This is a genomic window from Streptomyces sp. SudanB52_2052 (assembly GCF_964272415.1).
In the GTDB taxonomy this organism is placed as follows: domain Bacteria; phylum Actinomycetota; class Actinomycetes; order Streptomycetales; family Streptomycetaceae; genus Streptomyces; species Streptomyces olindensis.
The window spans coordinates 8,196,692-8,209,182 of record NZ_OZ186796.1 but is presented as its reverse complement, the minus strand read 5'-3'; the positions used below and the strand labels follow the sequence as shown (position 1 = coordinate 8,209,182).

Here is a 12,491-nt window from a genome sequence, read left to right as displayed (position 1 = left end):
GCGGGGCTCCTTGGGGTGGGGGCGTGGTCAGCGGTTGTAGGCGGGCATCGGGCCGCGCAGCCGGGCGCCGACCTCGTCGCAGGCCGCGGTGACGTCGGCGGGGAGCGGTCCGGCCGCGGCGGCGGCGATGTTGGCGCGCAGGTGCTCCGGCCGGGAGCCGCCGAGGAGCAGCGCGTCGGTGGAGGGGCGGTCCAGCAGCCAGCGCAGGGCGAGGTCGGTGAGCGCGAGGCCCGCCCGCGCGGCCACGGCGGCCAGTTCCTCGACGGCGGTGAAGAGCCGTTCGTCCCAGTACCGCTGCCGGTACATGGGGGCGAGCCGCGAGTCGCCGAAGCGTCCGGAGCCGGGCTCCTGCCCGAAGTGGTGACGGCCGGTCAGGAGGCCGCCGCCGAGTGGGTTGTAGACCATGGTGCGCAGTCCGGTGACGGCCGCGTATTCGACGTACTCCTCCTCGACGCGGCGGGCGAGGAGGTTGTGCAGCTGCTGGGCGATCACCGGGCGCGGGGCGCCCACCTCGTCGGCGGTGCGGACGAGTTCGGAGATCTGCCAGGCGGCGTAGTTGGACACGCCGAGGGCGCCGATCTTTCCCTCGGTGGCGAACTCGGAGACGGTGGCGAGGGTTTCGGCGAGGGGCGTCGCGCGGTCGGGCTGGTGGAGGTAGAAGAGGTCGACGTGGTCGGTGCCGAGTCGTTTGAGGCTGCCCTCCAGGGCGGCGCGCAGTCCGGCGGGCGACAGGGGCGCGTGCTCGCCCTGGTCGGGGTGCGGGATGCCGGCCTTGGTGGCCAGCACGATCCGGTCACGGCGGCCCGGCAGCAGCTCTCCGAGCAGCCGCTCGCTCTCGCCGCCCGCGTAGCCGTTGGCGGTGTCGACGCCGGTGAGGCCGGCGTCGAGCGCGGCGTCCAGCATGGCGGCCGCTCCCGCGCGGTCGACGGTGTCGCCGAAGGTCATGGTGCCGAGCACGAGCCGCGAGAGCGGGACGGGGCTGTTCGGCAGGGTGATGCCGGTGGTCACGAGGGGCTTCCTTCCGGTACGCGGCGGGGTTTCACGCCGTGGATGGCGGTCGGGTCGAGGGCGGCCCGGCGCAGGGCGCGGGTGTAGGGGTCGGCCGGGGCGGCGAGGACGGTCTCGGTCGGCCCGGCCTCGACCACCCGGCCGGCCCGCATCACCACGACGTCCGTGCTCATCTCGCGCACCACGCCCAGGTTGTGCGCGATGACGAGGTAGGCGATGCCGGTCTCCTCCTGCAACTCCCGGAGCAGGGCGAGCACTTGCGCCTGTACGGACATGTCGAGCGCGGAGGTCGCCTCGTCGCAGACCAGCACGTCGGGGCGGGAGGCGAGCGCGCGGGCGATGCCGATGCGCTGCCGCTGGCCGCCGGAGAAGTCGGCCGGGCGGCGCTGCAGCGCGGACGGGGGCAGGCCGACCTGGTCGAGCAGTTCGGCGGCGCGGCGGGCTCGTTCGGCGCGGTCGGAGACGCCGCCGAGGCGCAGGGGTTCGGCGACGATCTGCTGGGCGGTCAGGTGGGGGTCGAGGGAGCCGTAGGGGTCCTGGAAGACCATCTGTACGCGGCGCCGCAGGGGGCGGAGTTTCCGCTCGGGCAGGGTGGCGATGTCCGTGCCGTCCAGGACGATCCGGCCGGACTTGGGGGTGAGCAGCCGGACCAGGGCGCGGGCGAGGGTTGACTTGCCGCAGCCGGACTCGCCGACGACGGCGAGCGAGCCGCCCTTGCGGAGCCGGAAGCCGACCCGGTCGACGGCGCGGAAGGGGCCGCTCCGGGTGGGGTATTCGACGACGAGGTCCTCGACGGCCAGCAGCGTCATGGGATGGCTCCCTCGATGGCGGTTCCGTCCTCGTCCCAGGCGCCCAGGCGGGGGACGGCGGCGAGCAGGTCACGGGTGTACGGCTCGGCCGGCCGTTCGACGATCTGCCCGGCCGGGCCCGACTCGACGAAGCGGCCGTCCTTCATGACGTGGATGCGGTCGGAGACCAGCCGGGCCACCCCGAGGTCGTGGGTGATCATCAGCATGCCGATGCCGGTGCGTTCCTGAAGCTCCATCAGCAGGTCGAGGACGTCGGCCTGCACGGTCGCGTCCAGGGCGGAGGTGGGTTCGTCGGCGACGAGGAGTTCGGGGTCGCCGGCCAGCGCGATGGCGATGAGGATGCGTTGCAGCATGCCGCCGGAGAACTGGTGGGGGTAGGAGGTCCAGCGGGTCTCGGGTCGGCTGATGCGCACCTGTCCGAGCAGGTCGACGCCCCGTTCGCGGGCCTGTGCGCGGGAGAGTTCGGGGTGGCGCAGGCGGATGGCGTCGCCGAGTTGCCGGCCGATGGTGTGGACGGGGCTGAGGGCGGTCATCGGGTCCTGCGGGATGAGGGACACGGTCCGTCCGCGCACCGCGCGGGCCGCGCCGGGGTCGGTGAGGACGTCCCGGCCGCCGATGCGGACGCTGCCCGACAGGACGGCGAGTCCCTCCGGCAGCAGGCGCAGCACGCCCATCGCGGTGGTGGACTTGCCGGAGCCGGACTCGCCGATGAGGGTCACGGTCTCGCCGCGGCCGACGGTGAAGCTGACGCCGTCGACGGCCCGCACGACGCCGTGCGCGGTGACGAGTTCGATCTGGAGGTCGCGGACGTCCAGCAGGGGTGTCATGCGCGTGCTCCCTTCCGGCGGCGGGTGCGGTCGCGCAGCCCGTCGCCCAGCAGGTTGACCCCGACCACGAGGAGGGCGATGACCAGGCCGGGCAGGGTGACCAGCCACCACGAGGTGGTGAGGTAGGCCTGGCCGTCGGAGATGATCCGGCCCCAGGTGGCGAAGGGCCGCTGCGGCCCGGCGCCGAGGAAGCTCAGCGCGCTCTCCAGCAGCACGGCCTGGGCGAGCAGGAGCAGCACGACGAGGCTCACCGGGCGCACGACGTTGGGGATGACGTGCCGGGTGAGGACCGACCAGCCGCGCAGACCGAGGACGCGTGCGGCGGCGACGTACGGTTTCTCGCGTTCGACCAGGACGAGGGAGCGGGTCAGCCGTGCCACCTCCGGCCACTGCGCGACGGCGATCACGCAGGTGATGACGGTGACCGACGGCCCGAAGAGGGCGACCACGAGCAGCAGCATCATCAGCAGGGGCAGGGCGAGCTGGGCCTCCAGGAAGCGGGAGACGAGCGCGTCGACCCAGCCGCCGAAGAACCCGGCGGCCGATCCGGCGACGATGCCGATCAGCCCGGACACCAGGACCGCGAGGACGCCGACCGAGAGGGACACCTGGCCGCCGTGCAGGATCCGGGACAGCAGGTCGCGGCCCAGTTGGTCGGTGCCGAGCAGGTGCCCGTCGGTGAGCGGCGGCAGCCTGCGTTCGGACAGGTCCTGGGCGTTGGCGTCCGGCAGCGGCAGCAGACCCGCCAGGGCGACGGGCAGGACCACGAGGGCCGTGCACACGGATCCGGCCCAGATCTTGAAGCGGGCGCCGCGCCGCTGCCGGGTCGCGGTGGCCCGGGCGAGGTCGCGGGCGGTGACGGCGCTGGGCCGCTCGGTGGGGGCGGCCGGGGTGGAGGTGACACTGGCCATGGGTCAGGCCGCCTTTCCGAGTCGTACGCGCGGATCGAACAGCGGGTAGGCGAGGTCGACGAGGAGCTGGACGAGGATCGCGAGGGTGGCCGTGACGAGGACGGTGGCCTGGATGAGCGGGTAGTCGCGGGTCTCCAGGGCACGCACGACGAGCGAGCCGACGCCCGGCCAGCCGAAGACGACCTCGACGACCACGACACCGTTGAGCAGGGCCGCGAACCGGGTGCCGAGGGCGGTGACGAGGGGCACGGCGGAGTTGCGGAGGCCGTACCGCCAGGTCAGGGCGCGTTCGGAGACGCCGCGGGAGCGGGCGACGGTGGTGTAGGGCGCGGCGAGCGCGGTGGTCATCTCGCGCCGCACCAGCCGTGAGACGAGGGCGAGTTGCAGGACCGCCACGGTCACGGTGGGCAGGACGAGGCCGCTCCAGGAGGTGAATCCGGAGGCGGGCAGCACCGGGAGGAGCACGGCGAAGACGGTCAGCAGCATCATGCCGGTCCAGAAGTCGGGCATCGACTGCCCCGTGATCGTCAGGACGTTCGTGCCCAGCTCCCGCTTGGTGTCGGCGCGCCGGGCCATCCACACGCCGAGCGGCACGGCGACGACGGTGGTGACCGCGATGGCGGCGACCGCGAGGGTGATGGTGTACGGGAGCCGGTCCATGACGACCTGGAACGCGGAGGCGTGGAAGGAGTAGCTGGTGCCGAGGTTCCCGGTGCACAGGTCGCGCAGGAAGATCCCGTACTGGGTGATCAGGGGTTCGTCGAGGCCGAACTCGGCGCGGATGCGGGCCAGGTCGGCGGCCGTGGCGCTGGGGGCGGCGTAGGCGGCGGCCGGGTCGCCGGGGGCGAGGCGCAGCAGCAGGAAGACCGTGGTGAGGGTGAGGAAGACGGCCAGCAGGCTCTGGCCGATGCGGCGTGCGAGGTAGGTGGCCACGGCTCAGGCCTCCAGCCGTACGGCGGACAGGTCGTAGGAGTTGAGCTTGAGCAGGCCCAGGTCGTGCACGCGGTCGCGGCGGGCGAGCATCGTCTTGGGGGCGAACGCCCACAGGCTGGGCCAGGTGTTCCAGATGGTGTGCTGGACGTCGGCCAGCTTGCGGGCGCGTGCGGTGGCGTCGGTCTCGGTGGCGGCGTCCTCCAGGCGGCGCTGGACGTCGGGGACGACGTAGCCCATGTAGGTGTCGCGGGTGCGTTCCCGTTCGGGGGTGCCGCCGTACATGCCCTGGAGGGAGGTGAGGGCCTGGCCGGTGGTGCCGGGGAAGCCGTTGCCGATGACGTCCCAGTCGCCGGCGCGGCCCTGCCGCCACTTCAGGATGTCGCCGCCCGGTTCGAACTGGAGCAGGGAGGTGCGTACGCCGATGTCGCGGAACATGTCGGCGACGGCTTCCATGACGGAGCTGTCGGCGGCGAACTCGCCCGACTCCCAGATGACGCGGATCCGCAGACCTTCCGCGCCCAGCGCTTTGAGCTGGGCCTTCGCCCTGCCTGGGTCGTAGGTGTAGCCGCCGGTGGGGATCGCGCCCTCCAGGGCGAGCGGGACGACGCCCTGCGCCTCCTCCGCGGAGTCGGTGAGGACGTCGCGGATCAGCGCGTCGCCGTCGACGGCGTAGGTGAGGGCGCGGCGGACCCGGGGGTCGGCGAGGGGATGCCCGCGCGGTTTGCGGAAGTTGTAGAAGAGCTGGTTGATGCGGGCGCCCGAGGTCTCCTGGACGATGACGCCCGGCAGGCCCGTGAGCTGCTCGGCCGAGTCGGGGGTGAGGGTGTCGACGACGTCCAGCTCGCCGCTGCGCAGGGCGATGACCCGGCCGGCCTCCTCGGGCACGAAGCGCACCCGGACGGTGTCGACGTGGGCCGGGCGGCCCCAGTAGCGGGGGTTGCGGGCGAGGGTGTACTCGCCGGCGCCGCTGTTCGCCTCGATCACCTTGTACGGGCCGGAGCCGACGCCGCTCTGGAGTTCCTCGGGTCGGTTGTCGGTGGCCGGGGTGATGTGGATGTTGGCCATCAGCCGGTCGAGGACGGTCACGGGGCGCCGGGTGTGGAGCCTGAAAGTGCGCTCGCCGGTCTTCTCGACGGTGGGCAGCTCCGGGAAGAGGCCGAGCAGGAAGGAGCCGTTGACCTTGCCGTACATCTCCACGGCGGTGGCGACGTCCTCGACGGTGACGGGGCTGCCGTCGGAGTAGCGCACGCCCGCGCGCAGCCGCACGCTCCAGACGGTCGGCTCGGTCATCGCGAACCGGTCGGCGAGGACGAGCTGGACCCGCATGCCGGGGCCGATGCGGGTGAGGGCCTGGCGGACCGCGCGCTGCACGGTGACGGCCGCGTCGAACTGGTTGAGCTTGTTGTCCAGGCTCACCAGGGAGCGGTTCAGGCCGAGGGTGAGGGTGCCGGGGCCGGGGGCTCCGGTGGGTCCGGCGCAGGCGGACAGGGGACCGAGGGCGAGGCCCGTGCCGCCGAGCGCGCCGAGGCGGAGCAGGGTGCGGCGGCGGAGGGGCTCTCGCGGGGAAAGGCGGTCCGGGGGTGCGTGGTGAGGGCTTGGGGTCATCGTCGACCTTCTCGCGTTCCGGGGGCGACCGGCTCGTGGTGTTCGCGCGGCTCTCGCCTCGGCCCGGTCGGGGGCCCGGGCGGCGGGAAACGAACAGGTGTCGCGCCGGAAAAGGTGGCACGCTTGCGCGAAGCGCGCAAGGGGTATCGCGCATTTCGCGCAGCCCGTGTCATCATCGGTTCCCGAGGCAGCCCGACCGGGCCGCCCGAGGAGGTACCCGTGTCCCTCGCCGCAGCCGGCCCCGGCGGCCCCGCCCGGCCCGTGCTCGCCCTGGCCGACGACCTGTCCGGTGCCGCCGAGACCGCGGTCGCCCTGCGCTCGCCCGGCCGGATCCTGCTGGGGCCGGTCCCGGCACCGGCGCCGCCCGCGCCCGGTGAGTCGCTCGTCCTCGACCTCGACTCGCGGCAACGGCCCGCCGCCGAGGCGGCCCGCGCCGTCCGGGACGCCACGCTCTCCGCCCCGCCCGACGCGCTGCTGTTCAAGAAGGTCGACTCGCTGCTGCGCGGGAACCTCGCCGCCGAGGCGGCCGCGTACGCGCGGGACTGCCGGGGCGTGGTGATCGCGACGGCGCTGCCGCCGGCGGGGCGGACCGTGCGCGACGGTGTCGTGCGCCTGCGCGGCGTCCCGCTGCACGAGACGGACGCGTGGCGCGCCGAGACCCGGCCGGCCCCGCGCTCGGTGGCCGCCGCCCTCGGGGACCTGCCGTCCGCGCCGGTTCCGCTCACGGCCGTGCGCGGCGCACCCGGCGCACTGCGGGAAGCCCTGCATGCGCGTTTCGCGCAGGGACGGCACCCGGTGTGCGACGCGGAGACCGAGGCCGACCTCGACGCGATCGCCCGGGCGGCGCTCGAACTGGGTCCCGGGATACGCCTGTTGGGCACCGGCGGACTCGCGGGCGCCCTGGGACGCCTCCTCGGCCCGCCCGACACCCGCTCCCCCGCACCCGGTGACGTCGTACGGCCGCTGCTGATCGTCGTGGGCACGGCGGAGCCCGCCGCCCGCGGACAGGTCGCGCACCTCCTCGCGGACGGGGCCCGCCACGTCTCCCTCACCACCCGCGAGCTCCTGCACGCCCCGCGGCGACTCGCACCCCCGCTCGCCGCCGTCACCGTCGTCCGCATCACCGGAGCGGCCAGCCCCGCCCTGGCGCGCCGGCTCGTCGCCGCGCTCGCCGACACCGTCGCCGACGCGGCGCGGGGCTGCGACCTGGTCCTCACCGGCGGCGAGACCGCCCGCCGCGTCCTGGACGCCGTGCGCGTCACCGACCTGCGTCCGGTGGGCCAGATCCACCACGGCGCCGTGCTCTCCCGCACGCCCGACGGCCGCTGTGTCGTCACCCGGCCCGGCAGCTACGGCGAGGCCGACTCCCTGCGGCGCATCGTCCGGGCCCTGCGCCCCGCGCCCGTACGTCACGTTCCGACCGACCCCACAGGAGTAGCCCCGTGAACGCAGTCCCCTCCGCCGCCACCGCCGACCAGACCTCCGAGGCCGGCCGGCCGCTCCCGGTCATCGCGGTGACCATGGGCGACGGCGCAGGCATCGGGCCGGAGGTCATCGTGCCGGCGCTGCTGCACCCCGACACCCTGCGCCACTGCCGCCCCGTCGTCGTGGGCGACGCCGAGCGGCTCCGCCAGGCGGCCGGCATCCTCGGCACCGCCTGCGAGATCGTGCCCGTGGAGCACCCCGGGCAGGCGGAGCCCGCGCCCGGCCACGTGCACGTGATCGACCTCGGGCTGCTCCCCGCCGACCTGCCCTGGGGCGAGCTGTCCGCCGTCGCGGGCGACGCCGCCTACCACTACGTGCGCGTCGCCGCGGAACTCGCCCTGCGCGGCGAGGTCGACGGCATCTGCACCGCGCCCCTCAACAAGGAGGCCCTGCACGCCGCCGGGCACCTCTACCCCGGGCACACCGAACTCCTCGCCCACCTCACGGGCGTCGAGGAGGTGTCGATGATGCTGTCCACGCCGAGGGTGAAGGTCATCCACGTCACCACCCACATCGGCCTGATCGACGCGGTGAACCGCATCGAGCCCGGCCTCGTGGAGCGCACGGTGCGCCGTGGCCACGAGGCGATGGTGCGCGCCGGGACCGCCCGCCCGGTGATCGGCGTCTGCGGCATCAACCCGCACGCGGGCGAGAACGGCCTGTTCGGCCACGGCGAGGAGGAGACGAAGATCGTGCCGGCGCTGGAGGCCGTCCGCGCCGACGGCATCGACGCGCGCGGCCCGCTGCCCGCCGACACGGCGTTCTACCTCGCCTCGCGCGGCGACTACGACCTGATCGTGGCGATGTACCACGACCAGGGGCACGGCCCCGTCAAGGTCCTCGGCATCGAGGCCGGGGTCAACCTCACCGTCGGACTGCCGGTGATCCGCACCTCGGTGGACCACGGCACGGCCTTCGACATCGCCGGAACCGGCCGCGCCGAGCCCGGTAGCATGGTCGAGGCCCTGCGCCAGGCCGCCGAGATGTCGACCGCTCCGGCCGCCCGCTGACCGTCTGCCGACGGCAGGTTCGTTTGCAGCCCAGGACCTCTGGCTCAGGACACCTAAGGACACCAAGACCGATGTCTGCGATCGGCTCCCAGGCCCGGCGCGACCGCATCGTCCACCTCGCCACCACCACCGGCCTGGCGAGCGTGGAGGAGCTCTCGCAGCTGTTCGGCGTGACGGCCTCCACCATCCGCCGCGATCTCGCGAAGCTCACCACCGACGGCCGCCTGGCCCGCACCTACGGCGGGGCCATGGCCCTCGCCGCGCACCCCGAGGCCTCGCTGCGGCAGCGGATCGGGGAGGCCTTCGAGGCCAAGCAGGCCATCGCCCGCTGGGCGGCGGCCCGGGTGCGGCCCGGCGAGACGCTGCTGCTGGACGCCGGCTCCACGGTCGGCGCGCTCGCCCACGAGCTGCGCACGGCCGAGGACCTCACCGTGGCGACCACCGGACTCACCGCCCTGCAGGCGCTGTCCGACGTCGAGACGGTCCACGTCGAGTGCCTCGGCGGCACCCTGCGCCCGCTCAGCCAGGGCTTCGTCGGCCCGCTCACCGAAGCCGCCCTGGAACGCATGACGTTCGACCGGGTCTTCCTCGGCACGGACGGCATCTCCCCCGAACTCGGCATCTGCGAGGCCGACCTGCGCCAGACCCGCCTCAAGGAACTGATGGCCCGCCGCGCCGACCACGTCTACGTCCTCGCCCACGCCGCCAAGCTGGGCCGCCGCCCCTTCCACGCCTGGACGGCGCTGTGCGAGGGCTGGACGCTGGTGACGGACGACGCGGCCGACGAGAGCGTCCTCGCGGAGCTGCGGGCGCGCGGGGTGAGGACCGTGACGACGACACCGGAGCCGTCACCGGCCGGCAACGGCGAACGGTAGGAACGCCGCCGCACCGAGGCCCGGACCGCCGACCAGCCACGGCAACCAGTCGGCACACCGCCGCGCCCAAGCCCGGAACGCCGACCGACCACGGCAACCAGTCGGCACACCGCCGCGCCCAAGCCCGGACCGCCGGCCAGCCACGGCAGCCGGCCGGAACGCCACTGCGCCCAGGATCAGTCCGCCGGCCGGCCACGGCGAACGGTACGGACACCCCTGCGGTCGGAACCGGTCGTACCCCGGCCGGTCAGGACCGCGCGGTGGCCGTCCCGCTCGGCGCCCCGGCCCCGCCGCTCCCGAAGCGGACCCCCTTGGCCTCCTTGCCCAGCGCGCTCAGCAGGATCACCACGGCCAGGGTGGGCACGATGGTCCACGCCATCGCCGACGGATAGCCGTGCCGCTCGGCGAGGGCCTCCTGGATCGGCAGGTTGAGCGCGGCGATCAGATTGCCGAGCTGGTAGGTGACGCCCGGGTAGAAGCCCCGGACGGCGTCCGGGCTCATCTCCGTCAGGTGCGCCGGGATGACACCCCAGGCGCCCTGCACGCACACCTGCATCAGGAAGGACGACAGCATCAGCCAGCCGACCGTGGTGGACAGGACGAAGAACGGCACCACGACCAGACCCCCGGCCGCCGCGATCATGATCGTCCTGCGACGCCCCAGCCGCTCGGAGTACGCCCCCAGCAGCACCCCGCCGATGATGGCGCCGATGTTGTAGACCACGGCGATCGCGATCGAGGTGTTCGCCGACAGGTCCAGGCCCTTCTTCACGAAGGTCGGGTAGATGTCCTGGGTGCCGTGCGACATCCAGTTGAAGGCGGTCATCAGCGCGACCAGGTAGACGAAGCGCCGCAGCACGGCCGGGTTCCTGAACACCTGGTGCGCGGGCGTGCGGTTGAGCCGGACGCTCTGCTCCCACACCTCGCTCTCCTCCACCCGGCTGCGCACCCACAGGGCGACCAGGGCGGGCAGCAGACTGAAGGCGAACAGGCCGCGCCAGCCGAAGACGGGCTCGATGACGAAGAACGCCACGGCGGCCAGCAGGTACCCCAGCGAATAGCCGCTCTGCAGCAGGCCGGACCAGAAGCCGCGCCTCTCGGTGGGGATCTTCTCCATGGCCAGGGCCGCGCCCAAACCCCACTCGCCGCCCATGCCGATGCCGTACAGCAGGCGCAGCACCAGCAGCACCGTGTAGTTGGGCGCGAAGGCGCAGGCGAAACCGACGATCGAGTAGAAGACGACGTCGACCATGAGCGGTACGCGGCGGCCCTTGCGGTCCGCCCACATCCCGAAGAGCAGGGCGCCGACGGGCCGCATCACCAGGGTCGCCGTGGTGAGGAAGGCCATGTCGGTCAGGGAGACATGGAAGTCGTCGGCTATCTCGCTGTAGACGAGCACGACCAGGAAATAGTCGAAGGCGTCCATCGCCCAGCCGAGATAGGCGGCCACGAAGGCATTGCGCTGGTCTCTCGTCAGACCCGCCGCCTGCCCCTTCACGGTGTTCAGCACTGCGGCCTCCCGAAGTTCGCAGCCGAGGCTAGGCACCGGGCCACGGGAATCGGGCAAAGCCAGGACCAGGATTGGACCAAAGATCGCCGAGGGTGCGACCGGGGCCCTGGGGGGTGCCCGCAAAGTCCCGCCTGCCCCGTGCCGCCCGGCACGCCCTAACGACCGGGGGCCCGCCTGCCCGGCGCTGTCGCCTCGTCCAGCAGGCGGCGGAAGGTGGGGCATTCCAGATGGCTCGGCGCCGGGCAGGCGGCGGCGTGCCGCAGCGAGTCGCGCAGCACACCCAGTTCCCGAATCCTGCGGTCCAGTTCGTCGGCCTTGTCCGACAGCATCCGCCGGTCGATCCGCGGCTGTCCGTCCGGCGCGAACATCCGCGCGATCTCGTCGAGCGAGAACCCGGCCGTCCGCCCCAGCGCGATCAGCGCCAGCCGCTCCAGCACACCGGGGTCGTACTGACGGCGCAGGCCCCTCCGGCCGGTGGCGGCGATCAGGCCCTTCTCCTCGTAGAACCGCAGCGTCGAGGCGCGCACCCCGGCGCGCCGCGCCACTTCCGCGATGTCCAGGTCTGTCATTCCCTTGACCTCAAGTCGACTTGAAGTAGAACGCTGTCATCCCGACCTGACGAAGGCAAGCAGAAGGAGAGACGACATGGACGCCTCGCGCGGAACCGACGACGCACAGGCCGCTCGGTGGAACGGGCCGGCCGGGCACGCCTGGGTGGATCTCCAGGACGTGCTGGACGAGATGTTCCGGCCCTTCGAGGAGCTGCTCGTGGACGCCGTGTCCGCCGAGCGGGCGGGCCGGGTGCTCGATGTCGGCTGCGGTACGGGCGGCATCACCCGGGCCGTCGCCCGCAGGGTCGGTCACTGCGTCGGTGTCGACCTGTCCGGCCCGATGGTCGACACGGCCCGGGCGCTCGCCGAGCGGGCGGGGGCACCGGCGTCCTTCGTCCGCGCCGACGCGCAGGAGCACACGTTCGAGCCCGGTGCCTTCGACGCCGTCATCTCGCGGTTCGGCGTCATGTTCTTCAGCGATCCGGTGCGAGCCTTCGGGAATCTGCGGAGCGCCGTCCGCGACGAGGGCGGGCTGTTCTTCGTCGCGTGGCGCGGCCCCGCGGAGAACCCGTTCATGACGACGGCCGAACGCGCCGCCGCGCCGTTCCTGCCGGACCTTCCGGCCCGCCGGCCGGACGAGCCCGGGCAGTTCGCGTTCGCCGACCCGGACCGGGTGCGCCGCATCCTGGCGGAGAGCGGCTGGGCCGGGATCGACATCCGGCCGATCGACGTGGTCTGCACCCTGCCCGAGCGGGAGCTGGTGCGCTACTTCACCCGGCTGGGTCCCGTCGGCATGATCCTGCCCGAGGCCGACGAGGAGACCCGGAAGCGGATCGTGGAGACGGTCCGCCCCGCCTTCGACCCGTTCGTGCGGGGCGCCGACGTCCGTTTCACCGCGGCCTGCTGGATGGTCTCCGCGCGGGCCGCGTCCGCGAAACTTTCGTGAGGCCCGGCCCTCTTTTCGAAA

12 protein-coding genes are annotated in these 12,491 nt (G+C 73.5%); 4 read left to right on the top strand and 8 right to left on the bottom strand.

What is annotated here, in order from left to right; translation table 11 throughout:
* Window positions 1–27: 27 nt before the first annotated feature.
* Genes ACSUPV_RS36975 through ACSUPV_RS36950 form a run of 6 tightly spaced genes read right to left on the bottom strand, consistent with a single transcriptional unit; the run spans window position 28 to window position 6,093 of the window.
* A complete protein-coding gene (locus tag ACSUPV_RS36975) occupies window positions 28–1,008 on the bottom strand; it encodes an aldo/keto reductase (RefSeq protein ID WP_031120616.1) in 981 nt (326 codons plus the stop codon).
* Complete coding sequence (locus ACSUPV_RS36970) at window positions 1,005–1,817, bottom strand: ATP-binding cassette domain-containing protein (protein ID WP_436949440.1); 813 nt, start codon at window positions 1,815–1,817, stop codon at window positions 1,005–1,007. Before ACSUPV_RS36970 ends, ACSUPV_RS36975 begins: the two co-directional genes overlap by 4 nt.
* On the bottom strand, window positions 1,814–2,644 hold the full coding sequence (locus tag ACSUPV_RS36965; protein ID WP_051648758.1) for an ABC transporter ATP-binding protein: 831 nt from the start codon (window positions 2,642–2,644) through the stop codon (window positions 1,814–1,816). Before ACSUPV_RS36965 ends, ACSUPV_RS36970 begins: the two co-directional genes overlap by 4 nt.
* Window positions 2,641–3,555, bottom strand: coding sequence for an ABC transporter permease (locus ACSUPV_RS36960; RefSeq protein WP_031120613.1), 915 nt, complete (start codon window positions 3,553–3,555; stop codon window positions 2,641–2,643). Before ACSUPV_RS36960 ends, ACSUPV_RS36965 begins: the two co-directional genes overlap by 4 nt.
* Before the next feature lie 3 nt (window positions 3,556–3,558).
* A complete protein-coding gene (locus ACSUPV_RS36955) occupies window positions 3,559–4,488 on the bottom strand; it encodes an ABC transporter permease (protein WP_031120612.1) in 930 nt (309 codons plus the stop codon).
* A 3-nt stretch (window positions 4,489–4,491) separates the two neighbouring features.
* Window positions 4,492–6,093, bottom strand: coding sequence for an ABC transporter substrate-binding protein (locus ACSUPV_RS36950; protein ID WP_436949439.1), 1,602 nt, complete (start codon window positions 6,091–6,093; stop codon window positions 4,492–4,494).
* 219 nt (window positions 6,094–6,312) lie between these two features.
* Here ACSUPV_RS36950 and ACSUPV_RS36945 point away from each other — a divergent pair, with 219 nt between their 5' ends.
* The 3 genes from ACSUPV_RS36945 (at window position 6,313) to ACSUPV_RS36935 (ending at window position 9,463) form a co-directional block, all read left to right on the top strand.
* A complete protein-coding gene (locus ACSUPV_RS36945; protein ID WP_436949438.1) occupies window positions 6,313–7,539 on the top strand; it encodes a four-carbon acid sugar kinase family protein in 1,227 nt (408 codons plus the stop codon).
* Window positions 7,536–8,588 carry a 4-hydroxythreonine-4-phosphate dehydrogenase PdxA gene (gene pdxA / locus ACSUPV_RS36940; RefSeq protein WP_436949437.1) on the top strand — a complete coding sequence of 351 codons (1,053 nt, stop codon included), beginning with the start codon at window positions 7,536–7,538 and terminating at the stop codon, window positions 8,586–8,588. Before ACSUPV_RS36945 ends, pdxA begins: the two co-directional genes overlap by 4 nt.
* 71 nt (window positions 8,589–8,659) lie before the next feature.
* Entirely contained in the window at window positions 8,660–9,463 is an 804-nt protein-coding gene (locus ACSUPV_RS36935; protein ID WP_031120607.1) for a DeoR/GlpR family DNA-binding transcription regulator, read from the top strand.
* A 247-nt stretch (window positions 9,464–9,710) separates the two neighbouring features.
* Here ACSUPV_RS36935 and ACSUPV_RS36930 read toward each other — a convergent pair whose 3' ends face one another.
* A complete protein-coding gene (locus tag ACSUPV_RS36930; protein ID WP_037762169.1) occupies window positions 9,711–10,973 on the bottom strand; it encodes an MFS transporter in 1,263 nt (420 codons plus the stop codon).
* Between the two features lie 155 nt (window positions 10,974–11,128).
* Complete coding sequence (locus ACSUPV_RS36925) at window positions 11,129–11,542, bottom strand: helix-turn-helix domain-containing protein (protein WP_037762167.1); 414 nt, start codon at window positions 11,540–11,542, stop codon at window positions 11,129–11,131.
* Window positions 11,543–11,618: 76 nt separating this feature from the next.
* Between ACSUPV_RS36925 and ACSUPV_RS36920 the strand changes: the two genes are divergently transcribed.
* Entirely contained in the window at window positions 11,619–12,470 is an 852-nt protein-coding gene (locus ACSUPV_RS36920) for a class I SAM-dependent methyltransferase (protein WP_382611871.1), read from the top strand.
* Window positions 12,471–12,491: the final 21 nt, after the last annotated feature.